Source organism: Noviherbaspirillum cavernae (assembly GCF_003590875.1).
GTDB classification, from domain to species: Bacteria; Pseudomonadota; Gammaproteobacteria; order Burkholderiales; family Burkholderiaceae_D; genus Noviherbaspirillum; species Noviherbaspirillum cavernae.
The window spans coordinates 816,580-843,534 of the sequence record NZ_QYUN01000002.1 but is presented as its reverse complement, the minus strand read 5'-3'; the positions used below and the strand labels follow the sequence as shown (position 1 = coordinate 843,534).

Annotated in this window: 15 protein-coding genes and 1 pseudogene; 4 read left to right on the top strand and 12 right to left on the bottom strand. The window is 59.9% G+C overall.

Features of this window, described 5'->3' with window-relative positions; all coding sequences use genetic code 11:
* Positions 1–185: 185 nt before the first annotated feature.
* Both D3870_RS04040 and D3870_RS04035 read right to left on the bottom strand, forming a co-directional pair.
* On the bottom strand, positions 186–3,671 hold the full coding sequence (locus D3870_RS04040; RefSeq protein WP_158590372.1) for an autotransporter domain-containing protein: 3,486 nt from the start codon (positions 3,669–3,671) through the stop codon (positions 186–188).
* Positions 3,672–3,881: 210 nt separating this feature from the next.
* On the bottom strand, positions 3,882–6,008 hold the full coding sequence (locus D3870_RS04035; protein ID WP_119736872.1) for a sensor histidine kinase: 2,127 nt from the start codon (positions 6,006–6,008) through the stop codon (positions 3,882–3,884).
* 114 nt (positions 6,009–6,122) lie between these two features.
* On the opposite strand from D3870_RS04035, the gene D3870_RS04030 reads away from it, so the two are divergent.
* Positions 6,123–6,806, top strand: a complete 684-nt coding sequence (locus tag D3870_RS04030; RefSeq protein ID WP_119736871.1) for a response regulator transcription factor — start codon at positions 6,123–6,125, stop codon at positions 6,804–6,806.
* Positions 6,807–6,955: 149 nt separating this feature from the next.
* On the opposite strand, the gene D3870_RS04025 is transcribed toward D3870_RS04030, so the two are convergent.
* The gene (locus D3870_RS04025) at positions 6,956–12,700 is read right to left on the bottom strand and encodes a YDG domain-containing protein (RefSeq protein ID WP_119736869.1); all 5,745 of its coding nucleotides are present in this window, start codon (positions 12,698–12,700) and stop codon (positions 6,956–6,958) included.
* A 265-nt stretch (positions 12,701–12,965) separates the two neighbouring features.
* Positions 12,966–14,699 carry a ShlB/FhaC/HecB family hemolysin secretion/activation protein gene (locus D3870_RS04020; protein ID WP_158590371.1) on the bottom strand — a complete coding sequence of 578 codons (1,734 nt, stop codon included), beginning with the start codon at positions 14,697–14,699 and terminating at the stop codon, positions 12,966–12,968.
* Positions 14,700–15,001: 302 nt separating this feature from the next.
* On the opposite strand from D3870_RS04020, the gene D3870_RS04015 reads away from it, so the two are divergent.
* Positions 15,002–15,634: a LuxR C-terminal-related transcriptional regulator gene (locus D3870_RS04015; protein WP_242490035.1), complete on the top strand. Its 633-nt coding sequence runs from the start codon at positions 15,002–15,004 to the stop codon at positions 15,632–15,634.
* A gap of 233 nt (positions 15,635–15,867) precedes the next feature.
* Positions 15,868–17,475: a sensor histidine kinase gene (locus D3870_RS04010; protein ID WP_242489859.1), complete on the top strand. Its 1,608-nt coding sequence runs from the start codon at positions 15,868–15,870 to the stop codon at positions 17,473–17,475.
* Positions 17,476–17,490: 15 nt separating this feature from the next.
* Here D3870_RS04010 and D3870_RS23200 read toward each other — a convergent pair whose 3' ends face one another.
* The 8 genes and pseudogenes from D3870_RS23200 to D3870_RS03975 all read right to left on the bottom strand — a co-directional run bounded on the left by D3870_RS23200 (position 17,491) and on the right by D3870_RS03975 (position 26,081).
* Positions 17,491–17,913, bottom strand: a complete 423-nt coding sequence (locus D3870_RS23200) for a hypothetical protein (protein ID WP_422879636.1) — start codon at positions 17,911–17,913, stop codon at positions 17,491–17,493.
* A 57-nt stretch (positions 17,914–17,970) separates the two neighbouring features.
* Positions 17,971–18,111: pseudogene (locus D3870_RS22680) on the bottom strand (IS3 family transposase); the annotation flags it as partial.
* Positions 18,086–18,490, bottom strand: coding sequence for a hypothetical protein (locus tag D3870_RS04000; protein WP_119736860.1), 405 nt, complete (start codon positions 18,488–18,490; stop codon positions 18,086–18,088). The pseudogene D3870_RS22680 and the gene D3870_RS04000, both read right to left, overlap by 26 nt.
* Positions 18,491–18,671: 181 nt before the next feature.
* Positions 18,672–19,157, bottom strand: coding sequence for a hypothetical protein (locus D3870_RS03995; RefSeq protein ID WP_119736858.1), 486 nt, complete (start codon positions 19,155–19,157; stop codon positions 18,672–18,674).
* Complete coding sequence (locus tag D3870_RS03990; RefSeq protein WP_119736856.1) at positions 19,158–21,752, bottom strand: Ig-like domain-containing protein; 2,595 nt, start codon at positions 21,750–21,752, stop codon at positions 19,158–19,160.
* Positions 21,753–21,816: 64 nt separating this feature from the next.
* The gene (locus D3870_RS03985) at positions 21,817–22,167 is read right to left on the bottom strand and encodes a hypothetical protein (RefSeq protein ID WP_147375695.1); all 351 of its coding nucleotides are present in this window, start codon (positions 22,165–22,167) and stop codon (positions 21,817–21,819) included.
* A gap of 99 nt (positions 22,168–22,266) precedes the next feature.
* Positions 22,267–23,694, bottom strand: a complete 1,428-nt coding sequence (locus tag D3870_RS03980; protein ID WP_119736852.1) for an RHS repeat domain-containing protein — start codon at positions 23,692–23,694, stop codon at positions 22,267–22,269.
* Positions 23,691–26,081: a DUF6531 domain-containing protein gene (locus D3870_RS03975; protein ID WP_119736850.1), complete on the bottom strand. Its 2,391-nt coding sequence runs from the start codon at positions 26,079–26,081 to the stop codon at positions 23,691–23,693. The genes D3870_RS03980 and D3870_RS03975 overlap by 4 nt, the downstream gene beginning before the upstream one ends.
* A 371-nt stretch (positions 26,082–26,452) precedes the next feature.
* On the opposite strand from D3870_RS03975, the gene gspG reads away from it, so the two are divergent.
* Complete coding sequence (gene gspG, locus D3870_RS03970; RefSeq protein ID WP_242489857.1) at positions 26,453–26,944, top strand: type II secretion system major pseudopilin GspG; 492 nt, start codon at positions 26,453–26,455, stop codon at positions 26,942–26,944.
* The last annotated feature ends 11 nt before the right edge of the window (positions 26,945–26,955 follow it).

Here is a 26,955-nt window from a genome sequence, read left to right as displayed (position 1 = left end):
TCTTGTGTGGCGCAACATGCGCACTATTTTTGTGATTCCATACGGAAACATAGCTAAAAATCGCTGCGCGAAACTGAGCAAAAATGAGCAAACCTAAGAGGTACTGAGGTGAGAGGTGGGAAGGAAGGCGAGGAGCGTTCTGGCAAGCGGCGTTGCACCGCCTGCCAGGGGTGGGAGCAGCAGGATTAAAACGCCCAGCGTGCCTTGACCGAAGCGGTCTGGTTGAGGAAGCCGGTCCGGCCCTCGGCGTCGTAGCGCAGCGTGAGCTCGACGCCGCTATCGGTCTTGCGCGCGACACCCAGCCCGCCGCGCACGCTCCATGGCGTCTTGTCCATGCCATAGGTGGCAAAGGCCGCGCTCGGCGCGCCGGCATAGGCCGCGACGATGGCCGCCTTCTCGTTCAGCAAGTCGTACCCGGCCCCGAGGTTGGCGGTCAACGTGGTCTTCGTATCCAGGTTGTGCGTCAGCTTGCCGTCGATGCCCAGCGTCAGCGCGCGCGCGCTGCGCCCATTCACGTTCAGGTTCAACACCCCGGCGCCATTCTCCGCATACGACTGATCGCGGATCCAGGTGTAATCCAGGCGTGCCGACGGCGTGAAGTTGGTCACCTCGTTCAGCGGCAGAACGCGGCCCAGACCCAGGCCGGCATGCGCGGTCAGGCTCTTGTAGTCGGCACTGGCCGTGCTGGAAGTGAAGGCGATGGTGCGGCTGCCCTTGTTGTTGTTCTGGCCGACATCGGCCTGGAAGTTCAGCTCGGTGCGTTCGTCGAGGCTGACGCTGCCGTAGCCGAGCAACTGGAACACGTCCACATCCATGCGCTGCGGCGCGACGCTGGAATTGCCGTTCACGTTCGAGCTGGCATAGGCCAGGCCCGCGCCCAGGCGCACACGGCCGTTCGTGGTGCCATCCAGGCCCAGCACGAAGCCCTTGGTGCTGGCCTTGAAGCCGGCGATGCCGTCCTGGTCATCCTGGCGGGCCCAGGAGCCGAACGGCTTGAACCAGACATATTTGTCGCCCAGGAACTCGTCGCCCGAGGACAGGCCGCGGTTGGCCTCGATGCGGGCCTGCACCACGCGGTTGATGCCGGCGATCGAGCCGGTCGCCGCCGCCATCGAGCCGCCGTTCAGCAAGGGCAGGGTCTGCGTCACCGCCTGCGACACTTCCTGTCTATTGGTCAGACCGACGAACATGCTGGGGATCGCGCCGGAAGGGTTGGCCGCGATCAGCTGGTCGAGCACGGTGGCCGCGCCGACGCCGGGATGGTTGCCGGTGTCTTTCACGCTGCCCAGCACGGTCGGGCCTGCGGGGGGAGTGCCACCGCCGCCGCCAGGCCCGCCACTACTTCCGCCGCCGGGTTCTCCACCGCCCGTGTCTGCCGCCGACTTCAGTGTCAGGTGCACCGCATTACCTTCCTTCACTGCGCCGAAGTTGAACAGCTCCGAGTTGTCCGTCACCTTGAACGTGCCGTCGCTGTCGAGCGTGGTCGCGGTGATCACGTTTTCCAGACGCTTGACGTTGAATACATGGCCCTTTTGCGTGACGTCGACGTCGATCTTCGCATTGCTGCCCAGATCTGCCGTGCCATTGACGGCCAGCTTGGCATAGGTGGTGTCGTCGTTGACGCCGACCTGCAGCACGCCGCTGGCGGTCTGCGTGTAGCTGCCTTGCAGCGTGGCGCTGGTGCCGGCACCAAGCGTGACCTTGCCGCTGTTGCTGACGCCGCCCGTGGCGACCACGCTGCTGCCATTGCCCATTGCGAGCGTACCGCTATTGGTAAACAGCGCGCCGGTCTTCAGGCTGCTGTCCTTGCCGAGCGCGATCTTGTCGCTGTTGGTCAAGGCGCCGCCGATGTCGAGCGTGGCGTTATGCAATTCGACCGTGCTGGTGTTGCTGAATGTGCCATCGACCCGCAGCTTCGCAGCGGCGCCGCCGTCGGCGCCAATCAGGAAACTGCCGTTCTGCACGACGTTGCCGTGAATGGCGTCGGCGGTCACGCCGGCATTCACGACGACCGTGCCATCATTCTTGAAGCCGTCGCTGCCGACCGTGATGCCGTTGATCATGCCGGAGGTTGTCCCGCCTGCTCCCAGAATGAAGCGCCCGCCGTTTTCGACCGTGAAGCCCTTGACGTTGTACGCATTTTCATTGGCAAACACGGCTCCGCTGGAGACGAAGAAACCGGTATTGGACGCCAGCACCCCTCCCAGTATGCGCGCGCTGCTGCCGCTGACGTAGATGCCTGAAACGGAACTGCCGCTTACCGCGATCCCGAATCGGGAGCCGTTGATGGTGCCGCTATTGATGATCTTGCCGGTGACCTGACTGCTGTTGATGGAAATGGCGAACCAGCCGCTGATGGTGCCGCTGTTGACGATGTCGCCGATGACCTTGGCGCCGGTGTCGAGATTGATCCCGGCCGCCGCCGCATAGGAGCTGGCGCCGGACGTGATGGTGCCGCTGTTGTCGAGCGCCACGCCGCTCGCATCCGCACCCAGCTCCGCATTGTTTTTCAGCGAAAGGCCGAACTGCACGCCCTCGATCGTGCCGCTGTTCTTGATGCCGCCGGCGATGCTGCTGTCGTCCATGACGATGCCGATCATGTGGCTGGCCGTGCCGCTCTTGATGGTGCCGCTGTTGTCCAGCCCGCCCGCCAGCTGCGATTTGGTGCTCATGCTGAGGGCATGGGCACCGGAGATCGTCCCCTGGTTGACGAGGCCGCCCAGGAGCTTGTTGCCGGTCATGGCGATGCCATAGCCGGCGCCGGTGATGCCGGCTCCCGTCGCGTTGGTGAGGCGGCCGTTCAGGGTGTTGTTCGACAAGCTCATGCCAGGGCCGGTCGTTCCGGACACGGCGATGGTGCCGTAGTTGTCGATATTGCTGCTCATGGTCGTTGCGCCAATGATCACACCCGAATCAAACCCGGTGATGCTGCCGCGATTGACAAAGCCATCCGGGCCGAGCGGGGTGTTGTAGATCTGCATGCCCCATCCCTGGCTGGACGTGATGCTGCTGGTCGCATCGTTGAGCACCCCGCCTGTGACCGTTGAATCGACCAGCGAAATGCCGATCGCCCGCGTGCCCGTCGGCAGGATCTGGCCGCCATTGATGTTGCGCACCGAGCCGACACTGGAATTCTTCAGGTACACGGTGTTGGTGATCGTGCCGCCGTCGTTGTCGAGCGAACCGGCGATCGTGGTGCCGACGGCGGAAATCGCGCCATTCCCGAGGAAGGTGCCATTGCTGACCGATGACAGCGTGCCGCGATTGATGATGCTGCCGGAGAGCGTGGTGCCGTTTTGCAGGCTGATGCCGACCAGGTTGGCGCCGGATGAAATGGTGCCGTTGTTGATGATGTCGCCGATCGCTCCGGAAACCTTGACGGCTGGTGTGTTCGCCGTTGGCACCATGATGGAACCGGCATTGGTCACCGTCAGGCTGCCGCCGCTCAGGGTGCAGTCGTCGTCAGCGGTCTGGACAGTGTTGATGGTATTGGCGCCGGGGCCGCAGACATTGGCTGCCAACGCAGGTACCGCGTGCAGAGCCAACACTGCGACGGCCGCTATCGCCGACTTGCAGGTGCTTGAGGGCTTGCCCCGGCTGGCGGCCTTTTCATGGGTGACGATATAGCCGGAGCGGGCCTTGCTCCAGACGATGCGGTAAGACTTGTTCATGTTCGATTCCTCTTCTTGTGTGCAGTGCAGCGTGCGCAACATCGCTTGACGACATGGAAGAGGAAAATACCGAAAAGTTGCCGTGTGGAATTGAGCGAATCTGAGCGATACCCGACCAAAACAGTCGGATATGCATGGCGACACAAGGAATGGGAAGTGCGGAGATGGAAGTGCGCCGACGCGCGGGCCGGCCTTGGCGGAACAAGCGGTTCAGGCCGTACTCGCCTCCATCGCCGATGCCGATGCAGGCGCTGGTGCGGCGGGATTGAGGGCATCCGATTTGTTATCCGGCAGCAGCAGGGAAAATGTCACGCTGCCTGTCGCGGCGTCGTTTTCCAGCCACACCTCGCCCGCATGCATTTCCGCGATGCGCTTCACCAGATAGAGTCCCAGCCCCGCTCCCGGCTTGTGCTGCGCGGAACGTCCACGGAAGTATTTCTGGAACAGACGCGGGACTTCATCTTCGGGAATCAACTCGCCGCGATTGCGCACCGAGATGCATAGCGTGTGTCGCGCGCCCTCCTCCCGTGCTTCGGCTTGCACATGGATCGCCTGCCCGCTCGTGGCGTGACGGTCGGCATTGCTCAACAGGTTGCGCAGCCCCACCTGCAGCAGCCCCTTGTCGCATGTGAACTGTGCCGGCAACGGCTGCAGCGACATCGATATCCGGCCCTGTGGCCATTCGTTCACGATGCCTTCAATCAGTTGGCGCGGGTCGCACGATACCGGCTTGAATGCGGTTGCGCTGTCTTCCATGCGGTCCGCCGTCAGATATTCATCGACCAGCGCGGCCATGCGGTGCGCCGCATTCCGCAGATTCTGGCAACGGGTCAGCGTCTTTTCGCGCACGGCATCCAGATTTTTTGCAATCTGCTGCGCGGTGGTGGTGATGATGGCAAGCGGCGTCCGGAATTCATGCGAGACCATCGCGACGAAATCCTGCTGCTCTTCCTTGATGCGCCGCTCCACGTCCAGCGCCTTGCGCAACTCCTGCTCGAGCTGCACGCGCTGCGCGATTTCCTGCTGCAAGGCGGCGGTCCGCCTGGCGACCTGATCTTCAAGGCTATCGTTAAGCTGGCGCACCGCGCGCACCGTTTCCGCCTGCGCCATCTCCTTGTCACGTCGCAGCTCGTCGTAACGCAGATTCAGCCGCAAGCTCATCAGCGTCATGTGCAGGAGCGCGCCGATCGCAACGGCATGATTGGTCCAGAAATTCGTCGGCACCACAGCCATGTTGCGCAGAAAACTGACCACCACGCCCGCATAGAAAATGCCGAACGCCAGCAGGAAGAAGCGCGCCGGCTTGTGTCCATGGATGAGCATCCATAGCGACAGACTGATGAACACCACGACCAGAAGCATCGCCAATTGCTGCACCAGGATCATGCCGGCGGCAAAACGCCCGGCCAGTATCAGGCCGATGCCGATCGCGGCAACTCCGCATGCGCTTGCCAGCACCAGTTTGCTGAATCGGGGCCGCATCGCCGGCAACTCCATCTGCTGCACCGCAAAATACACGCCTACGGCCAGACTGCAGCAGATCGACATGCCCAGCAGCGGGTCCGAAACGCCGACCGGCATGTCGAACAATTGCTGGGGAATCGCAACGGTCATCAATTCCGTCAGCGTGTGGAGCGACACATACAGCAGGTACCAGCCGCTCTGCGCCTCTCTGGTCATGCGCCAGAAGAAGGCATGCAGCACGATCAGGAGCACGTAAAAACCGAAGTACAGACCGTAGTAAAGATACTCGCGCCGCGAAAAGTCGTTGAAGGCCGTGCGCGGCCAGATTTCCAGACCGGTGGACATCGCATTCTTGCTCTGCAGGCGCACCAGCCAGATCTCGCGCCCGGCCGCCTCCATCCGTACCGGAAAGACGACATTGCGTGCATCCACGGCCCAATTGGAGCGTCCCAGATTCTCGCCGGCGGCCTGTTCCGACCAGCCCTGCGCGCCATCCGGCCGGTACAGGCGGACATCGTCCAGCAAGGGATTCGTGAATCGCACCGACCAGTCCTGCGGCGCGTCCGCCTGTCGTTCCACCTCCAGCCGCAGCCAGATCGTGTCCGACGTGTAGCCGGCACTGGCCGCGCCCGGCAACGCCTTCCAGCTGTCCGAAGACTGTGCCGCGTCGGCAGTCATGCGGCCGCCGGCGTCATGCAGCAAGCTCATGTGCCCGCTGGCCGAGAACTGACGCACGCCGGACTGCAGGGTCAGCGCAGACTGCGCAAATCCCGACAGCGGAAGCAGGACGGCAAACACAAACAGGATGAGAGGCAGATGGATGAACGGCGGGCGGATGAAGGACAGGCATTTCATGGCGGCCGAGAATAGCATGCCAAATGCCCGCCGCGTGCACACGGCGCGACGTCGCGGCCGCGATTGTCAAAGATGCGACACCGCTCAGAAATGCTCAGATAAATTTCTGCCTGTATCGACTATCCTTACGCGATGCAGAACCTCATTTTGCTCGAAGACGAAATCGTACTGCGGCAGGAACTTGCCGAATTCCTGACCGACACCGGCTATCAGGTCGATGCCGCCGCCAGCCTCGCCGAGTTCCAGCGAATTTACGACCCGGCCGTGCATCGCATCGCCGTCATCGACCTGACGCTGCCCGACGGCGACGGCATGGTATTGATACGCCAGCTGCGCCAGCAAGGCCACAAGCTCGGCATCGTCGTGCTGACCGCGCGCCGGACCACGCCCGACAAGATCGCGGGGCTGGACGAAGGCGCGGACTACTACCTGACCAAGACTGCGGACCTCGACGAACTTGCGGCGACGCTGACCGCGCTCAGACGCCGCCTCGGCGAACCCGAAGCGACCGGACGCTGGGTCCTGGAAATGGCCCCCCGCCGCCTGCAGCCTCCGGGTTTTCAGGCAATCGCGCTGTCGCAACAGGACGTGACCGTATTGAGCACGCTGATGGCAGAGCCGGGAAAAATCATCAGTCGCCAGGAGATCGTCCACGCGCTGGGCGAGGATTTCATGGTGTACGACCAGCGCCGGCTGGACACGCAAATGCGCCGCCTGCGCCGCAAGGCCGAGCAGGCCACCGGCCTGGCATTGCCGGTCAATACCGCACGCAATGCGGGCTACCGCTTTTACGCCGAGGCGGAAATCCGTGACTGAGCGGCATCACCCTTCCCATTGGCGGAAAACAAGCGTCCCCGACATTCGCGGTTCCTCCATTTATCGGGATTGCCCCTGGCTCCGATGCATGGAGAATCGCGTTGCAATAGCGGCAAGTGGAAATGTTTTATGAAACTGCAATCCTCCGCTTACTTATCCTCATCATTGCCGGCTTCTGCTGCTGCGGCCGCCAGAGCTCCAGCCATGGCATCAACGCTGCCGCCGCCACCGTTGCCGCCTGGTGAGCTGCCCAGACCGCTGACTGCCTGCAGCGCACCGTCGTAACTCGCTACCAGCGCGGGGTTGCCCACGGCTGTCGCTGCGGCACTGCCGTAACTGACGGTCAGGACGCCGTTGACAAAATTCAGCGTGTAGTTGCCGGCCTCAAGTCCGCCCGCTGCAATGGTGTAGGTGCCGACCGTGCTGGCACCTTGCGCGCTGCCGCGGTAGATCAGGCTGCCTGTCAGCTCGACCGGCGTCTCGCCTGCGACGAATCCGCTGTAGATAACGCCGTTGCCGCCGCTGTAGGCCGCGCCTGTTGCCAGTTTGTTGTCGTTGTTGGCGGTGACTATCAGGTTGGCTTTGTCGATGTTGGCCGTGGTGCTGGCCGTGCTGTTGAAGCTGTAGTTACCGGCGTCGGTGCCACTGGCGCTGATGCCGGTAACGCTGACGACTTTGCCGTTGCCGGCGTTCTTGTCGGCAAAGAGTGCACTGCCACCAAAGTTGACGGTGTCGCCCGCCAGGATGCCGCTGCTTGCCAGCGCGGTGGTGCTGGCTGTGGTGCCGTCATAGCTCTTGTTGGCGGTGTTGGCTGCCACGGTGACGCCGAGCTGGTTGATGTCGGCCGTCGTCGTGGCGCTGGTGGATGCCAGCTGGTAGTTGCTGACCAGACCACCCGCGCCATCGGCAAGGCTGTAGCCGGTGGCCGTGACGGTCTTGCCGCTGCCCGCATTCTTGTCGGCGAAGGTGGCGGTGCCGGTCTGGCTCAGGGTCAGCGCTTCGCCGCCGACCAGGCCGCTCAGCATGCCGATGCTGCTCAGGGTGGCGGCGGTGCTGCCGTCGTAGGTCTTGTTGTCGGCGACCGCGCCGGTCACGGTAACCGTGGCCTTGCCGATGTCGGCGGTCGTCGTGGCGCTGGTGGAAGCCAGCTGGTAGTTGCCGGCCAGCCCGCCCGCGCCATCGGCAAGGCTGTAGCCGGTGAGCGTGACGGTCTTGCCGCTGCCGGCATTCTTGTCGGCGAAGGCGGCGCCGGTCTGGCTCAGGCTCAGCGCTTCGCCGCCGACCAGGCCGCTCAGCGTGCCGATGTTGCTGAGCGTGGCAGAAGTGCCGCCGTCATAGGTCTTGTTGTTGGCGGTTGCGCCGGTCACGGTAACCGTGGCCTTGCCGATGTCGGCGGTCGTCGTGGCGCTGGTGGAAGCCAGCTGGTAGTTGCCGGCCAGCCCGCCCGCGCCATCGGCAAGGCTGTAGCCGGTGAGCGTGACGGTCTTGCCGCTGCCGGCATTCTTGTCGGCGAAGGCGGCGCCGGTCTGGCTCAGGCTCAGCGCTTCGCCGCCGACCAGGCCGCTCAGCGTGCCGATGTTGCTCAGCGTGGCAGAAGTGCCGCCGTCATAGGTCTTGTTGTTGGCGACCGCGCCGATCACGGTAACCGTGGCCTTGCCGATGTCGGCGGTCGTCGTGGCGCTGGTGGAGGCCAGCTGGTAGTTGCCGGCCAGCCCGCCCGCGCCATCGGCAAGACTGTAGCCGGTGGCTGTCACCGTCTTGCCGCTGCCGGCATTCTTGTCGGCGAAGGCGGCGCCGGTCTGGCTCAGGGTCAGCGCTTCGCCGCCGACCAGGCCGCTCAGGCTGCCGATGCTGCTCAGGGTGGCAGAAGTGCCGCCGTCGTAGGTCTTGTTGTCGGCGGTTGCGCCGGTCACGGTCACCGTCGCCTTGCCGATGTCGGCGGTCGTCGTGGTGCTGGTGGATGCCAGCTGGTAGTTGCCGGCCAGACCGCCCGCGCCATCGGCAAGACTGTAGCCGGTGGCCGTGACGGTCTTGCCGCTGCCGGCATTCTTGTCGGCGAAGGCCGCCCCTGTCTGGCTCAGGGTCAGGGCTTCGCCGCCGACCAGGCCGCTCAGTGTGCCGATGTTGCTGAGCGTGGCAGAAGTACCGCCGTCGTAGGTCTTGTTGTCGGCTACCGCGCCGGTCACGGTCACCGTCGCCTTGCCGATATCGGCGGTCGTCGTGGTGCTGGTGGAAGCCAGCTGGTAGTTGCCGGCCAGTCCGCCCGCGCCATCGGCAAGGCTGTAGCCGGTGGCCGTCACCGTCTTGCCGCTGCCGGCATTCTTGTCGGCGTAGGTCGCCCCCGTCTGGCTCAGGGTCAGCGCTTCGCCGCTGACCAGCCCGCTCAGTGTGCCGACGTTGCTGAGCGTTGCAGTGGTACTGCCGTCATAGGTCTTGCTGTCGGCGACCGCGCCGCCGACCGTGACGGTGGCCTTGTTGATACTGGCCGCGGCGGTGCCGCCGGCGGCAATGGTGTAGTTGCTGGCAAGCCCGCCATTGCTGCCGTTTGCCAGAATGGCGCTGTTAACCGTCACCAGATTGGCGCTTGCCACATCCTTGCTGTTGAAGCTTGCGGTTGTGCTGCTTACCGTCACCGTCTCCGATCCAACGAAACCTGTCAGACCGCCAAGCACTACGCTCGCGGTTGTGTTGCCGTCATACGTCTTGTCGGCCGCCGTGGTGGTGTAGCTCAGCGCCTTGGGCGTGATGTCGCCTGTCGTTGTGGCGGTGGTGGAGGCCAGCTGGTAGTTGCCGGCCAGCCCGCCCGCGCCATCGGCAAGACTGTAGCCGGTGATCGTGACGATCTTGCCGCTGCCGGCATTCTTGTCGGCGAAGGTCGCCCCCGTCTGGCTCAGGGTCAGGGCTTCGCCGCCGACCAGGCCGCTCAGCGTGCCGACGTTGCTGAGCGTGGCAGAAGTGCCGCCGTCGTAGGTCTTGTTGTTGGCGGTTGCGCCGGTCACGGTCACCGTGGCCTTGCCAATGTCGGCGGTCGTCGTGGCGCTGGTGGATGCCAGCTGGTAGTTGCTGGCCAGACCACCCGCACCGTCGGCAAGACTGTAGCCGGTGGCTGTCACCGTCTTGCCGCTGCCGGCATTCTTGTCTCCGAAGGTGGCGGTGCCGGTCTGGCTCAGGGTCAGGGTTTCGCCGCCGACCAGGCCGCTCAGACTGCCGATGTTGCTGAGCGTTGCGGTGGTACTGCCGTCATAGGTCTTGTTGTCGGCGACCGCGCCGGTGACCGTGACGGTGGCTTTGTTGATGGTCAGCCCGCCGCCGCTAATGTCGTAGCCCTGCTGGGTCGAGTAGTAGCCGCTGTTATAGAAACCGGCATTGCTGCCGCTGGCGGCGCTGCCGACCACGCCGGCGGTGGCGGTGCTGACGCCGGTCTGAGTGGTGCCGTTATAGGTGGCCGTGGTATCGGCCAGCGTCAAGCTGGTCAAAAAGCCGCGCAGCAGCGGCATGCTGTTGCCGTCGTAAATGCGCCAGGCGCTGCTGGAGCCGCCCTGGGTAGCCATGTCCCAGCCGGCAAAGGTCGAAGCCTGCTGCATTTGCGCCGTGGTGACGCCGGTGCCGCCTTCGCTGCCCGCCTGGCCGGAGGTTTGGGTATTCCAGAAGCTGTTGTTGACGCCACCGCCGTTTTTCCCAACCAGCCCGCCGACGAATCTGACGCCCGTCACCGCTCCCGTGGCGTAGCTGTTGTTGATGGTAGCGTTGTTGGCCCCCACCAACCCACCCGCACCATAGTCTCCGGCCGTCACTGCCCCGGTGGCGTAGCTATTGGTGATGGTGCCGCCGTCTTGGGTGCCTACCAACCCGCCGGCATAATCACGCGTCCTTACCGCTCCGGTGGCGTAGCTATTGGTGATGCTGGCGGTGCCTACCTGGCTGGCTACCAAACCGCCGGCGGCCACTTCAGTACCATTCACCGTCGCCGTGCTGTAGCTGTTGGTGATGCTGCCATTAAAGTTCGTCCCCACCAGCCCGCCGACTTTGTTGGTGGCCCCCACCGATCCAGTGGAGTAGCTGTTGCTGATGCTGCCAAAATTCATCCCCACAAGCGCGCCGACGTTGTAATACCCGTTGATCGAAGCGCCGGTCATTCCAACATTGCGTATGCTGCTGCCGCTGCGGGTATAGCCAAACAGGCCGACATCTCCCAACCGGGCCGTACTGGGAATCCTGTTGATGAACAGGTTGCTGATGGTGTGACCCAGCCCGTCGAACCTGCCGGTAAAGTCGGCACTCTGCGTACCTACCGGGAGAAAGCCTTTGGCGCCATCCCAGCTGCTGGTAACGCTGGCGTCGATGTTACTGCCCAGCACGTATTTGCCCGACAAATTGTTCGCCATCGCCTGCAGGGCGTTGACGTCTTGAATCACGGTGTAGACGTCGCCGTTCATCGTCAGCGCGCCGCTACCGCTGAAGTCCACCCGTCCGAGAAAGCCGTTGCCGGTCAGCGCCACGTTGACGCTGCCGCCCGCCACAGCGGGATCGGCACCGTTGGCGGTGCCCGTGTTCATGCTCAGGCCGGCGCTGCCGGTGGCTGACATCACGGCGTTGATGTTGACGTTGCGCGCGGCGGTCAGCGTCAGCGTGTTGGCGCTCCAGCCCACGACGTCGTTGACGTTGATGTCGCCCGAACCTGACGCATTGCTTCCGCTGCTGGAGAGTATCTCCACATTGCCGTTTGTCAGATTGCCGCTCAAGGTGGCACCGCTGATGTCGCCGCCGACAGCGGCGATGGTGAAGTCATGCGGGTCTATCAGCCAGTTGCCGTTCGTTCCACTTGTTCCGCCGGTTCCAGCCCCGGCTTTGGTCGTGACCTGCGCGCCTTCTGCGACCTTGACATGCGCAGCGCTGGTTTCAATGAAGCCGCCATTGCCACCGTTGGGTGCGCTGGCGTCCAGCGTGCCGCCCACATTGACCGTGCCTGTTTCCATGTCGCCCATCAGCATGATGCGGCCGGCCTTGTTCTGCATGGTTCTGGCTTCAATCACACCGGTGTTGTTGACAGCGGCAGTCGTCAGCGCATCGGCAGCCTTTGCCGAGAGCAGCACCTGCCCGCCGTCGACCCGGATCAGTTGCCGGTTCTCTGCCAATGCATTGATGGCACCCTGATCGATGCTGTAGCCCAGCAGGCTGCCGTTGTCTAGGTTGAGGGTGACCTTGTTTCCTGCGGCCAGCAAGGCCGTGCCCAGGCTGGCTGTCATGACGCCTTCGTTACGCACTTCAGGCGCGAGCAAGGCGAGGTAGCCGCCAGGCGAGGCGTTGAGCGTCCCCCGGTTGACGACCGAACCGCTGCCATTGCCACTGCCCGCAAGGACGTTGTTGCCGGCCATGAAGTCGGCATTGCTCATGCTGAGCGTCGATGCAACCAGGCCACCCACATTGACCTGGCTACCGGCGCCAAACAGCACGCCGTTGGGGTTGAGGATGAAGACCTGGCCATTCGCTGTCAGGCTGCCGAGCAATTCGCTCGGGCTGGTACCGGTGATGCGGTTCAGCGCAATGGCCTGGGCGTTGGGCTGGTTGAAGATGAGGGCTTCGCCGGCGGCGGTGGAAAGATTGAGCCAGTCGATGGCCAGGCGCTGGCTGCCTTGGGTGATAGTGGTGGCGTTGCCGACTGTGGAAACATTGCCGGTGCCGGCCACGACTGCGGCATTTGCCGCATCAGCCGCCTGGGCTTGTGGCGTGAAGAAGGCCAGCGCAGCCAGCAGGGTGACGCCGCCGTAACCCACTGAACCGACCTTGACGCTGCTGCGGCTTGAGCCGCCCTTGCCGCGCCCCCTGGCGTTCTCGGCCACGACTGTCCAGAGGTTCAAGGTGGTGTTCCAGATCAGGCGGTAGATGCGGTTCATGATGTTTTCCTTTAAGCGTTTTCGATCACGGCCGACGGACAATCAGCCCACGCGTCTCATTTCTTGTCTCTTCTAAAGAGGGCCTGACAAAATGAAGCGAAGCGGTTCTGAGTAGACGCGCCGCCGCAGACAGTACGTCTGTACAGCAAGGGCGAAGCAGGGAATTCGCAAAGCATGCTTTGCGCCTGCATAGCAGCCTTGGCTTGCCAGCCAAGGTGCGCCCTGCAAGGGACGCAACGCCCTCAGAATCATTTTGTCAGGCCCTCTAAAGCGCCACAGCGGCCTGCAGCCAGAACACAGGCGACCGAGCGGCAGACACCGGGATCGACGTCGGCAAGTCGGCGCTGGTGCGCCAGGCCAGGCTGGCCTTGAGTTGTACCCTGTCCAGGCTGGCGTTCAGGCCCAATCCCGCGCCCGAAAGCGTTCTGCTGTTTGCTGCGGCCGCGCCAAACGGGGTTTTGTTGATCGTGACCGAGCCAAAGTCATAGAACAGCACGCCCTGCACTCTGGGCATCAGGTTGTGGCGCAGCTCCAGCGTGGCCAGGTAACCTTCATCTCCCGGCGCCTCGGCAATGGGATAGGCGCGTACCGCCGTCGGCCCGCCCAAACTGAACTTCTCGGAAGAATCAAGGTTCTTGCTGGCCTGCTGCCCGATGATGGACATGGACAGGAAGGTGGCATTGGTAAAGCGCTGCAGGCGGCTGGCGCTCCAGATGAGCTTGCTGTAGCGGCCATCGGTCTGGGCCGATGCAGCGTCAATGGCCAACGCCGTCGGAGACTGAATTTTGAGATTGCCCAATGCCAGAGACAGGTCAAAGCTGTTGATGCCGCCGCCTGCCAGCGCGTCCTGCAGATTTCCCGACAGGCCCAGGCTCGTGGTCTGGACTTTCTTCGCGGTGGCGGTGGACGTGGCGTCTACATAGTCATTGAGCCGCTTGTCTTCGAAAGAGATGGTGCCGTTCAGGTTTTTGAGCTGGCTGCGGATGAAGGGGTAAGCCGCATAGATGGTGCCGCTGCTGGCGGTACCATGGGCGTGCAAGTCTGCAAATTCCTTGCCGAGCTTGTAGCGGATGTCAAAGTAAGCGGCGCCCAGGCGCAGGCCATTGCTGCCGACCGGTAGCTGGTAGGCGATGCGCCCGAACTGCAGCTCGTCTCCGCTGGTCAGGGCGCTGAAGCCAAGCTGGTCGCCGATCCTGAGCGGGCTGGCCAGATTGAAGGTGCCGGCGAGCCGGTATTCGCCGGTGTAGCGACTGCCGTAGTTGTCGAGCACGATGTTGCCGTTGTAAGGCGCGGCGGGCTGAATGTCGATCAGGAGTTCGGAAGTCCCCGGACTGGCGCCGGGCTGCAGGGTGGCCCGGGAGATGCTGACGCCGGGAGTGTCCTGCAGCAGCAACAGGCCGCGGTCGATCTGCTCGCTCTTGATGACGTCGCCGTCCTTGATCCGGTCCAGATAGGCGTGGGCGCGTTCGTCGGACAGCAAGGACTGATTGTTTACCCTGTGACTGGCGATGCGGCCTTCAATGACGGCAATGGTCACTTTGCCGTCGGTGATGTCCTGTGCCGGCAGGTAGGCCCGCGCAACTGCGAAGCCTTTGCTCCTGTAGTAGGCCGTGATGCGCCTGGCGGCGGCACTGAGCTGGCTGAACGTCCGTTCGGAGCCGACCAGCCCGGCGATCAGCGGCTGCAGTTCAGCCGTGGACACTTCCTGGTTGCCGGTGATGGCGATGGATTGGATGAAGACTTTGGCCAGGTTCTGACTGGCCTCTGCGGATTCTTCAATGCGTTGCAGGGGTGCGCTCTGCGGCGGTGCGACAGGTGGCGCTTGCTGCAGATCGCGCAGCACCTGGCCGGCGTCGGGAGGCAAGGGGGGCACGGTTTGGGCCCTGCTGGCGGCACTGGCGCCATAGAGGGTAAGCGTCACGGCGAAAAAGGCCAGGGAACCATTACGTCGATGCTTTTTTACGGCCATGGGGATAGGGAAGGTTTGTAATAGGAGCATGCTTGCCAATTCCGACATGGCGCGCGATTTGTCGCTCCACCTTGGGACCTGTCAGAAAACACGAGTACGAAGTGTGCGTATGGCAACTCTTGAGGGCAATACCTGAAACCTGGTAGTGCCTGGCATGCGGGATACTGCGGATTTGTGGCAAGCTGGCGAAAAACGGATGGTTGATGAACCTATCCGTGACTGCCCTGTCTTCATTGCGCTATCAACCGTTGAAATCACCTTCCCCACGCCCAGCCTCCCCCCTCGAATCGATCCTGCCCAGCCCGCTGCTGGTGGTTGAAGACGAGCCGGCAATGCAGCTCAGACTGCGCTCCATTCTGACCGCGCTGGGTTATACCGACGAGGCCCTGTCATTCAGCGGCAGCATCGCCGAAGCGCATGCATTGTTGGCCGACCAACCGTTCGCGATGGCATTGATCGATGTCGGTCTGCCCGACGGCAATGGCATCGATCTGATCCGGAGTTTGCACGCTGCCGATCCCGCTTTGCCGATCCTGGTCATCTCAACCTGGAGCACCGAGCAAATCATCGTGAGCGCGTTGCAGGCGGGCGCGACGGGCTACATGCTCAAGGACCGCGACGACATGGAAATCGGGTTCTCCATTCGCAGCGCGTTGCGCGGGGGAGCGCCGATCGATCCGTTTGTCGCCAAGCGCATTCTGCAGTTGATGGACGCGGAAGCTCCCGGGCCTGCGGGCCAGAACAACGGCCCGCCACCGGGCCCGCCTTCATCACCGCTGAGTCCGAGGGAAACGGAAATCCTGGGGCTGGTCAGCAAGGGGCTGACCAATCTGGAAATTTCCGAAATATTGTCTTTATCAAGATTGACTGTCGAATGCCACATCAAGAACATCTACAAAAAACTGGCCGTCAAATCACGTACCGAGGCACTCTTCGAAGCGCGTGCTTCTGGCTTGTTGCAGTAATCTGGTGTCTCGCTTTCTCGGCCAAAGCCGCCGCACCGGCATCACCGACTGCGCCCGCGTTCCAAAGCATTGAGGCGGTTCGCTCATCCTGGCTTGCGGACAAGCCTCCCGCCCAGGGATGGACAACTGTTTCGCTACCCGACGAATGGAGCGGACGGTGGCCTGGCTTTGACGGCGTTGTCTGGTACCGCGTAACGTGGAACCAGCCGGGTGCGGAGGGTTCCGTCGCCTTGATGCTGGAATACCTGAACATGGCAGGCGCTGTTTACCTGAATGATGTTCTTCTGGACAGCGACCCCCGTCTGCTTGAACCGTTGACACGCGCCTGGAATACTCCCCGGTACTGGCTGCTGTCTCCACCCGTGCTACGCGCCGGCACCAACACCCTGCTGATCCGTGTCTCGGGACTGGCCGCCTATCAACCCGGGTTGGGGATGCTGCATGTGGGCGAGCCGAACGTCATCCATGAACGTTACAAGCATGAACGCAGACTGCGTCACGACCTGCAATTTTTCAGCCTGGCGGTGACCGCGACTCTGGGCTGCTTTTTCCTTCCGCTTTGGCTGATGCGGCGACGGGAAACGGCATTTGGATGGTTCGGCCTGATGTCACTGGCCGCGTGGTGTTATGAACTGAATCAGGTCGCCACCAGCCCCTGGCCATTCGCCGACAACCACGGTTGGGAAATCGCCAATTCGATTGCTTTCCTGCTCTACAGCGCCAGCTTTACGATGTTTGTCCTTCGTTTTTGCGAACGACGCTACCCCCGTATCGAAGGGGCATTTTGGACTCTGGTCGCCAGCGGCGCGCTGGCGCTGGTGTTCACGCCGCATGCGCACATACAAGTCATGCGCGACATCATGGCAGCCCTGCCCGGGCTGACCTATTTTGCAAGTTGCATCCTGTTTTTCACCTTCGCATGGCGCAGCCGGCGACCCGATCAATTGATCCTGTCGCTATGCGTTGCGGTTTTTATCCTGGTCGGCATCCATGATTTTCTGGTTTTCTTCAAGGTCCTCGACAGCAACATTTACTACGCCGCATTGACCTCGCCCATACAACTGATCAGTATGGCGATGGTGCTGGGGTGGCGCTTTGTCGCCAATCTGCGGCGCATCGAACGATTCAATGAAGAACTGAATCTCAAGGTCAGTGCCGCCACGGAAGAGCTGGCAGCTACACTAAAACGTCAGCATGAACTTGAGGTAGTGAATGTACGACTGGGCGAACGGCTTAATCTTGCGCACGATCTTCACGATGGGCTGGGTGGTACCCTGGTCAGCAGCATTGCCACCCTTGAGCACGCACCGGAAGGCATTCCATCCGAACGCTTCCTGACGATCCTGAAAGAACTTCGCGACGACCTTCGCATCGTTGTCGATGCCGCGTCCAGCCACCAGTTCGCAGAAACGTCGCTGGCTGACATGATCGCTCCGTTACGTCACCGTCTCACCCGCTTGTTTGAAAACCAGCAAATCGCGTGTCACTGGCAACTCTCCGGCATCGACCGTTGCTACCTCGCCGCCTCCGACAGCCTCGATGTGATGCGGATTTTGCAGGAAGGATTGACCAACGTTCTGAAACACAGCCGGGCTGATCGTGTAAACACCGAGCTGGTCTACAGCGCACAGTCTCTCGATCTGGTCATTACGGATAACGGCATCGGACTCACCCCGGAACCGGTCGAGTGGCAGACAGGCGCAGGCATGCGCAGCATGCAAAGACGTGCGAATCGCCTGGGCGGTGTATTCAAGATCGTGCACGCCAGCGGCAATACCGTGTTAACCGTGCATATCCCGTACAAATCGAAAGTTGCCAAAGAGGAAAAATTGACAAGCTGAGCGAATCTGACGGAATCATTCGGTCAACGTCGTATTTCTTCCAAAACGACGGATGGCATAAATGCATGCCCCCCTGATCGAAAACAATAAAGTCTGTCGGGCGAGCGAACCCGCAACCCGCGCCATATCTAGAGGCCCAACTTTGGCAAATTCGCACCAAAGTCTGTCGGATTGATTCAGGCTGTGAACGAAAGAAGGTGTTCTTGTAATAGAGTCTGTCGGGTCAACCAACTGAAAATTCAAACAGTAGGGTAATCCGGACATTGAATGAAGGAACAATGCGTACACCGGCATCGCTTCGAAACCCTGCAGCACGCCACCCGGATTATTGGGATCGCCTTTTACAACACCCGGCATCCGCATCAGGCGCTGGGCAGGAAAACCCCTGCCGAGGCATTCGCTTTGGCAGCCTGACCTGTGCAGATTCTGCTGGGCCATTACTGAACCGCCCCGGGTTTGGTGGAGGTCGGTTGGTGTGAGGCAGCTCAATTCGACCTGACCGCTCAATTGCCGGTAATAGTTTGCCTCGACTTCGACCGGCGGGGTATAGCCAATGGGTTCCAGCAGCCGATGATGGTTGAACCACGATACCCATTCCGGACCTGATTCCCTACTGACTCGCCAGGGTAAGGTACGTGGCCGTGCAATACTGAACCGCAGAGCTCATTCGAATGGAAATCCTGCGTCCCGACGCCTGGGCCGCCAGCAGCGTGGCATAAGCCGCGTTGAACTTCGCCGCCGTTCCGGGCAGTCTGATCAGTCCGCCATTTGCCGTGCATCCCGTCGAGGCGACATCTCCATCGGTTGCAACGTAGACGTCGCCATCCATCTCGACATACAGCAGCGTGATTGCCACGTTGCTGCATGCCACAGTGCCGGCGGATTGACTTCCCGTGCAAGCCGCCTGCGCCTGGCCGGCAAGTCCCAGCGCGGCCGACAGGAACACGGCCATGGCAATGCATGCGCGCCAGAAGGTCCTGCCAAGGGCGGTCTTTTTTTTGTATTGTGTGCACATTACTTCACTCTCTCCATTTCTATGAAATTATGGGAATTAACTTATGTGACGATGTACCAGTTACCTGCTCGCGGGCGCCTTCATCCGGGAACAGGCGAAGGATGCTCGCAATGAGCAACGCTCCTTCACATGCTTGCGGTACATGCGGCGCAATACGCTTCGCTATTGCACCCTACGCGCGCTACGTTCTATCCGGGCCATGAATCAATATGCGTTGAACAATCTTCCAACCTTGGAACAACATTAGCCCAGCGATCAAACCGTACAACCAACTTCTCAATACCAAAAGAGGAAATGTGAAGCTCTGAAAGACAAGTTCAAGAAGCATTTGATCAGGTAGAAGCTTATTATTTTTCACGCCGAAGACATCCAGGGTAATACTCAAAAAATACGCTATCACACCTGCCATGCAGCCAAACCCCATTCCATACAACAGGCATGTCCAAGACATTGCTGCCCTTATCTTTTTGAGATACAGATAAACGGCAAGCATCAAAAATAAAGCGAAATAAAAAACACCTAGATACGCGGAACGATAAACATGAATCCGGCGATCGATATAGTCGCCATCAATTGCCACATTGAGAGCAAAAGTGATTGCAATGCTTGCGAATAACACGCAAATCTTTGCCCTCAAAGCAGCGCCTTCTCGTCTTTGGTCAGTCATCTATTTTGAACCCGATATTTTTGCCAGATCTCGTCCTAAGCCCGCAGGAGTCAAGGAAACCCCAAGGTTTTTGAAAGGCCCGATTCCTTGGATTGCTTGACTAGTCCTAATGGCACAGTTTCCAGGAGTACCACCTCCTTGCTCTTCAATTCTGCTGCTTATTTGCCTTTCCTCTTCAGGGGTAGTCGGGAACCGATAGACTTGGACATCGCTCCCATCTGCCGTCTGGTACTTAATATAGTCGCGGAGATTTGCATCTCTCCCGTACAGGGCATCACCGGAGCCTTTGAGATAGTTACGGTAACTCCCACCTGGATCATAAAGTGTGCGATCGGACCCCGACCCTGTGTAAACACCTGCATGCATGCCAATCAGTGGAGTATTGTTGTTTATGACGATAACAGTCTCCAACCCCATCGGATCAATTCTATTTATTGGATTTCCCCCGACATATGCATAGGTATTGATGCCACCTTGCAGTCCAATCGGATCGGATTGAACGTACCGTCCCGTGCCTGGATCATAATCCCTATGGTAGTTGTAATGGAGATTGGTTTCGCGGTCGAAATACTGCCCCGGGAACCGCAGGTTGAACTCGAAATTCGTGCCGGCTCCACCCGGGTTGGCGTCAGGCAGACCGTTTCCGAACGGTTCGTCGTTGTCCCATTTCCATACCGTATTGCTGCCCGCATCGGTGATCAACCGCGGCGTATTCAGGTGGTCGGCGTAGATGTAGTAAGCCGCCTGCTCGCCATTTCCGGTCACCGTCACCGCAACCGGCGCCGATGCCGTCACCGCGCCGGCATTGTCGACGGCCTTGGCGGTGATGGTGTAGCCGCCCTGGGCAACGCCGGTCCAGCTGTGGACGTAGGGTGCATTGGTGACGGTTGCCAGCAGCGTGCTGCCGTTGAAGAATTCGACTCTGGCAATCGTGCCGTCCGTATCGGTCGCGGTGGCAGCGAGCTCGATCGTCGCCGGTGCGGCCGCAATGTCCGGGGTGGCCGTGACGCTGACGGCGGGAGCCTGATTCGAGATTACCGTGATGGTGACCGCCGGCGACGCGACCGTCGTGCCGAAATTGTCGGTCGCCCTGGCCAATAGCGCATGGCTGCCAGCCGTCGCGTCATTCCACATGAAGGTGTAAGGGGCTTGGGTCAGCGTGGCCAGCAAGGTGCTGCCATCATAGAGTTCCACCTTGGCAATGGTGCCATCGACATCCGTGGCATTGGCCGTCAGGGCGATGCTGGCCGGGCTGATGTAGCTTGCGCCATTGTCCGGCGCCGTCAGCGCCACCGTCGGTGCCTGGTTCTGCGCCACCGTGATGGCGACCGCAGCGGACGTGGTGGTCAAGCCCTTGTCATCCGTCGCCTTCGCCGTGATCGTGTAGCTGCCGGCGGCCACGCTGGTCCAGTCGAACGTGTATGGCGCCGCCGTCGCGGTGCCGAGCAGCGTGCTGCCGTTGAAGAATTCGACCTTCGCAATGCTGCCATCGGTATCGCTCGCAGTGGCTGTCAGCGTTACCGTAGCCGGCGCCATGTAGTTGGCGTTGTTTGCCGGCGCAGTCAGCGCCACCGTGGGTGCCTGATTGTGCGCCACCGTGAAGGTGACCGCTGCAGACGTGGTCATCAGACCCTTGTCATCCGTCGCCTTCGCCGTGATCGCATAGTTGCCGCCCGCAACGTGAGTCCAATTGAAGGTGTACGGTGCCACCATGGAAGTGCCGATCAACGCCGTGCCATGGAAAAATTCGACCTTAACAATGCTGCCATCGCTATCGGTGGCGTTGGCAGTTAACGTCACCTCCACTGGCGCTGTGTACGATGCATTGTTGGCCGGCACCGTGATATTCACTGCTGGCGCGTGGCTCTCCATCACAGTCATGTTGACTGGTGCGGAAGTGGTTACTGTGCCACTGGTATCGGTTGCCTTGACGGTGATGGTATAGTTGCCGGGCGCAATATTGGTCCACGTAAAGAACTCAGACACAAAGGCGATGCCCCATTCATCGGCCCTACAATTCAGGAACGGTATACGCGTATCCCCACCCAATAGAGTGGCTCCGTTGAAGAATTCAACCTTTACAATGCTGCGATCGCAGTCCTTCACGACAGCGCTCAGATCGAGTTTCAATGCCTTCTCTGGTGCAACAAAAAAGTAGGTTCTATTGTTTTCCGGCACAATAATTTCAATTTCGGGCGGTGCCTTCACGACGAGTGGGACGGTGTTGGATTTGACACTCACACCTTGGCTGTCGGTTGCCTTTGCCGTGATCGTATAGCTGCCAGCTGGCACGTTGTTCCAACTATAAGTATACGGAGCCGCTGTGGCGGTTCCTATCAGGGTTGTGCCATTGAAGAACTCGACTTTGGCAATTGGCCTTTCAAACTCGCTGTCACTCGCGGTCAATGTAACGGTGGACAAGGGCGAATATGAGAAATTGCTCACAGATGCCGTCAGTGCCACCCTGGGATCGGCGTCGAGCAGGTATCCGACAATCGCCGCCAGCGTGCGGGCGTCGATTGTCGATACTGTCTGCGCATGCAGTCCCCACGAGGTGAACAATGCCGCCAGAAATAGAGTCACATGCTTGAGCAAACCATCCCCCTGAATCTTGAGTATTCCGACCGTCGTTTTTGTTTTACCGATCCCGTGTGACCGGTCAGCTCAGCCCCATCGCATCGACCTTGCAGAATCGCGAGCCGGATCCGCTCCACAAGCTTTCCGTATTCAGGAATATGGTCATGGGAGCCGATGAGGCCTTCGCTGCGATCAGCGTTGCCACCATGCTTTTTGTGCCGGCTTGCGTTCCCGATATCCATCCGCCATCACAACCTGGAATCGCAGTGGCAGGCGAATACCAGAAAATCACATCGCCATTGATTTCCGCATAGATGTAGTAGCGCGTAACCGTAACCGCGTCGCTCCCGAACACCACCGCCGACGCCGGCATCGAAAGAAAAGCGAGACCGCTTGCGCAGGCGAACAGGAAGCGGGAAAGGATTTTTTGCATGATGCATTTCATCTTTGAGTTATCGGGAGGCGGCCACAGCATGCGCGGGCCGCCGACTATCGACTGCCCTTGCTGCCTGGCTCTTCCTTGCTGCTGCCGCTACTTCAGTACCGCCACCGGGATGTCGTTCAGATAGACATAGTCTTTCCTGAAGATGCCGTCGGCGGTACTTTCCCCGATCAGCTTGCCACCCGTGTCGTAGTGGTACACGATCGCTTCCGTTGGCGTGATCTTTTGCACGCGCTGCCCCAGCGCATTGATTTTGTAGTGCACTGTCCCCTGTGCCGTGACCGCAGACACCATCCGGCCGCGGGCATCATGGGCGAACTGGTTTGCGCCGTTGTTTGTGATGCTGCCATTGGCATCGGTGACGACGTCATTGGTCTGGCCGGCGCTGACCCGGGTCAGGCGGTTGCTGGTCGGCGCATAGCTGTAGTTGGTGACGCTTGCCCCAATGACCCTGCTGGTCCGATTGCCCACCGGGTCGTAGCCGTAGCTGATGCTGCCATTCTGGCTTTGATAGCTGGCAAGCCGGTCAAGGTCGTCGTAAGCGTAGTGCCTGACGCTGTCCGGATTGGCGGCATCCCCGATGCTGCCGATGCGGGAGGCGGGATCATAGGTCACCGTGGCAGTGCGCGCGCCGAGAGAATAGCCGGTAATGCGGCCGTCGAGATCGTGGCTGCGTGTCACGGTGACGTTGGCGCCGTTGACAAACGACCGCACCCCGCCGAATGGCTGATACGTGACCTGCCTCGCAAGCGTCGCCGTGACGCCCTCCCTGGTCGTGTCGATCTGGGCAATGCGGCCGGCACCATCGCGGATGTAGGCGAGCATGCGCCCGCTCGGGTACGTGATGCCGGAGAGACGGCCTGCGCTGTCGTAACTGTAGGCGGTTGCGTACGCCATGCCGCCTATGGTGCGGGTCTCGAGAGTGACTCTCCCCTTCTGATCGTAGGCGTATCGGGTGGTGCCGGCTGCCTCGGCGATCTGCGTCAGGCGGCCTATTCCATTGGCTCCCTGGTCGTACGTGTAATCGACGGCATTGCCGTCGGCATAGGCGATGCGGGTGACGCGGTTCAGGGCATCGTACTGATAGCTGGTGGTCTGCGCCCTGGCATCGGTGCTGGTCTTGAGATTGCCGGCTTCGTCGTAGGTCCTGCTCGCGTTGCCGGTATCGGGGCTGACCACGCCTGTCTGGTTGCCGAGGCCGTCGATCGTGTAGCTCGTCACCAGATTGCGCGGATCGGTCACGGAAATCAGCTGGTCCAGACCATCGTAGCTGTAGTTGACGGTGGGGCGTGGCGCGCCCGTTGTCGGCGCCGGCTGCTGCTTCTGCTTCAGGCGGTTCAGCGCGTCCCAGCCTTGGTCCGTGACATGTCCGAGCGGGTCGGTGATCCGCGTCAGATTGCCAACGGCGTCGTATTGATAACTGTAGGTGGTGTTCTGCGGGGCCTGTCCTGCAGCCGTCCCGGTCACTCCGGTCAATACTGCAGCCGCTGTCAGGTACATCAATGGATGACGGTTCATTGCTGTCCTCCAGTGATTTGCTGGAGGCGGTTGAGCGCGTCATATATGCGGGTTGTTTGCCGCGCCAGCGTCCCGCCCGCGTCCTTTACCTCTTCCTTCAGCCGGTTGCCCATCGCATCCAGCGTGTAAGTGATACTGTTGCCGAGATTGTCTGCAACATGCGTCAGCCTGTGTGCGGGATCATAGGTATAGCTGATGTAGCCATCGTCAGGCAGGGTCACCTTGGTCAATTGTCCGACGCCGTCATGATCGTAGGTGGTGGTTTCACCGCCCACTGTCTTCGATGTCAGCCAGCCACGCGGACTGTATGCCAGATCGGTGATCAAGCCGTTTTGGTCGACGATACGGCCGACGCGGCCGTTGGCATCGTAGTTCGACAGGGTCGTGACATGCTGAAGTGCGTTCGTGACCGTCGCCAGATTGCCATGGCTGTCGTAAGTGTATGTCGTCGTGTCGTCGATGTCGGTGCGCGCGCCGGTTGCCGTCAGCACTTGGCCTGCAGTGTTGTAGGTATAGGTCCACGTGCGAGGTGTTCCTACCACGGACGCGGAAAATCCTTGCACACCTGTCGCATCGCTGGTGGCTTGAAGCGTCTTGCCTAACATATTTCCTAAGGAATCATACGAAAACATGATGACTCGCTTTGGTTCGGCAATTTTTTCCGGCACATCGCGTGTGGGATGCCACGCCGTTGTGATCATCCTCGCTTGCGGTGTGCCGGATGCTTCCGTACGTCTTGTCTGCAGGTTGCGCACGAGGTCGTAGTCATACGTCGTCAGATTTCCATTCCAATCAGTCCGACTTTTCACGTTGCCATTGCTGTCATAGGTAGTTGAGCGCGTTGCTGCAGCGCTGCCAGCGCCGGCGGGTTGCGACTGCCCAGTTGCTCTCGTGACTCCGAGGATTGACGTGTAGCTATAAGTACGAGCCGTTCCCAGCGGATCGATTGTGGTTGTGCTGCTTCCGTCAGGACTGAAGTTCAACTGATATTGGTCAACGCCACCAGCATGTTGCCCGATGTATGCCCTTCCTTGAGCATCATAGGTATAGCTTGCAAGCCGGGAACCATTCTCGTCTGTCACGCCAGTCAATGTATGCGGAAGCGTATTTCCTCCGGTGTAGGCGGCTTCATTGTACGAATAACCCTTAACCTTTGTATCGGGGAGCGTTACCGACACGAGATTGTTATCCGCATCATATGCATACCGATATTCGCCACCTGACGGGTCTGTCATCTTATTGATGCGGCCGCTACTATCGTATGTGAAGTCGATCATTCTCCCGTAGGCGTCGGTCACTTTTAGCAGCAACCCCGGTGCGGGAGCAATGGCAGGCGCAGTTGTGGTATCGCTATAAGTCAGGGTTTGTGTCAAGTCGACTCGGTTGCGTATCGATAGCAACTTGCCCGCAGCATCGTATGTTTCGACCGAGCCGTCGGCGGCAACTGAATATTCCCATGTGATTACCTTGCCGGTCCCATCTGTTTGAGGAATCAATCTGTCGGTGACATCCCCGTCTTGCGCCACATAGGAGGTGCCGTTCGCGGTAAAAATATAAGTGGATCCGCCAGGACGCGATACCGTCACAGACGAAACGCCATTGATCTTCATTCCTGCGGTAACGATGCGGTCATAGTTGTGACTCCAGCCAGCGCCAAGCACACGCGCGGTACCGGCAGCTCGACTATTGTAGTAACGACGGAAAATCAGGCCGTGATTAGCCGCAGATTCGTAATCCGTGTCAGACCAATATTTATTTCCGGTGCCGCCATGAATAGGGAAAGGCGAACTACCTTCGCAACAGGGAGGGCCTTCATCCTTGCTACCGCCACATTGATAACCAACGAGCACTTGGTCACCGGGGCAAGTCCACTTGCATACGTCAGGAGTAGCAGGATCATATGAAAAGATCGGGCCAGGGGGGCAGAGTGGCGGTGTGGGCCGAAATACCGGCCGTGGGTAAAGAGCAGAAGTTTCATAGTCCGCCGGATAGTTAATACAGATTGCTCCTGCGTTATTCCAGTCTGGGCCAGGAACTGACAAAGGATCGCCCTGTGCAGACATAAGTCCCCAATCCCACTTGACTCCACCTATATCTGAAGTTGCGAATTGACCTACTCCAAGTAGGTAGCAAACATTCGAAATATCCAGTCCTGGATATAGTGGATACTTGGATCCCCCGGAAGGAATAGTGCCGGTTAGCGCATGAGAAGGGATTGCGAACGCAATCAGGATGATTGCAACTAGAGACCTCAGAATGAATTTCGCTTGCTGATGGCGGATCCAATATCGCGGAACAAGATGCCGAATGATGTTGATCATCAATTTTCTCATATTCATTGAGTACAACATTCGTCTCGTCAACGACAATTCTTCCGCTTTATTCATATATTGATCGAATTTGATTTTTACAAAAACAACAGAGATTCATTTCACGTCCAAATGCAATGTCCAAAGCATCTCTGCATAAAAACTCTCATTTTTCTCTTGGCTTTTATGTCACCCTATAAAACATAATGCCTTGCCCGTTTTCAGCACGTTCCCGGATATCGACAGTGAAATTCACAGTTATGCGTCTACACAACTTCGCTTGACAATAGATGACATAATTTTGAGCGAGGGAGATGGTACAGAATACTAAGCCATCACACATCCCATATTTACGGGATAACGCTTTCTATGAGATCTCGAGTCCTGCGAGTTTGTTGTTTCAGCAGGTTGCTCGTGTTACGCTTGCGCGCTCGAAGAAGGAGCGCGGCATGTCAAGAAAATTCATGTTAGAACAATCCAGAGTAACGTTGCCACATTACCGCCGGCCGCAGTCCGATCCTTTATTCTCCTTTCGCACTTGCGGCCCTTCTGGATTCACGCTACTAGAACTTCTGATTGTCATAGTGATAATTGGATTGCTTGCCTCATATGTCGGCCCGAAATATTTTTCTCAGCTAGGCAAATCCGAAGTCACGGTCGCCAGATCCCAAATCGAGGCATTCGAAAAGTCCCTCGATACATTCCGTCTCGATGTCGGACGCTATCCCACCACCGAGGAGGGGTTGTCCGCCCTCCTCATCAAACCCGCCTCGGCAACGAAGTGGAATGGTCCATATCTGAAAAAAGAGGTACCGCTCGACCCATGGGGCCACGCCTATCTTTATCGTGCTCCCGGCAGCAAGGGTGACTTTGAAGTTCTGTCCTATGGCAAGGATGGCCAGGCAGACGGCACCGGCGACGATGCCAATATCAGCAACTGATCTCCTGCCAC

Bases quoted from the DNA above. Each gene is read 5' to 3' on its own strand.
- D3870_RS03995 (WP_119736858.1), bottom strand. From the start codon at position 19,157: ATGACTGACCAAAGACGAGAAGGCGCTGCTTTGAGGGCAAAGATTTGC.
- D3870_RS04040 (WP_158590372.1), bottom strand. From the start codon at position 3,671: ATGAACAAGTCTTACCGCATCGTCTGGAGCAAGGCCCGCTCCGGCTAT.
- D3870_RS03980 (WP_119736852.1), bottom strand. From the start codon at position 23,694: ATGAACCGTCATCCATTGATGTACCTGACAGCGGCTGCAGTATTGACC.
- D3870_RS04035 (WP_119736872.1), bottom strand. From the start codon at position 6,008: ATGCTATTCTCGGCCGCCATGAAATGCCTGTCCTTCATCCGCCCGCCG.
- gspG (WP_242489857.1), top strand. From the start codon at position 26,453: ATGTCAAGAAAATTCATGTTAGAACAATCCAGAGTAACGTTGCCACAT.
- D3870_RS04030 (WP_119736871.1), top strand. From the start codon at position 6,123: ATGCAGAACCTCATTTTGCTCGAAGACGAAATCGTACTGCGGCAGGAA.
- D3870_RS04000 (WP_119736860.1), bottom strand. From the start codon at position 18,490: ATGTGCACACAATACAAAAAAAAGACCGCCCTTGGCAGGACCTTCTGG.
- D3870_RS03975 (WP_119736850.1), bottom strand. From the start codon at position 26,081: ATGAATAAAGCGGAAGAATTGTCGTTGACGAGACGAATGTTGTACTCA.
- D3870_RS04020 (WP_158590371.1), bottom strand. From the start codon at position 14,699: ATGCTCCTATTACAAACCTTCCCTATCCCCATGGCCGTAAAAAAGCAT.
- D3870_RS03985 (WP_147375695.1), bottom strand. From the start codon at position 22,167: ATGCAAAAAATCCTTTCCCGCTTCCTGTTCGCCTGCGCAAGCGGTCTC.
- D3870_RS04015 (WP_242490035.1), top strand. From the start codon at position 15,002: ATGCAGCTCAGACTGCGCTCCATTCTGACCGCGCTGGGTTATACCGAC.
- D3870_RS04025 (WP_119736869.1), bottom strand. From the start codon at position 12,700: ATGAACCGCATCTACCGCCTGATCTGGAACACCACCTTGAACCTCTGG.
- D3870_RS04010 (WP_242489859.1), top strand. From the start codon at position 15,868: ATGCTGGAATACCTGAACATGGCAGGCGCTGTTTACCTGAATGATGTT.
- D3870_RS23200 (WP_422879636.1), bottom strand. From the start codon at position 17,913: ATGGCCCAGCAGAATCTGCACAGGTCAGGCTGCCAAAGCGAATGCCTC.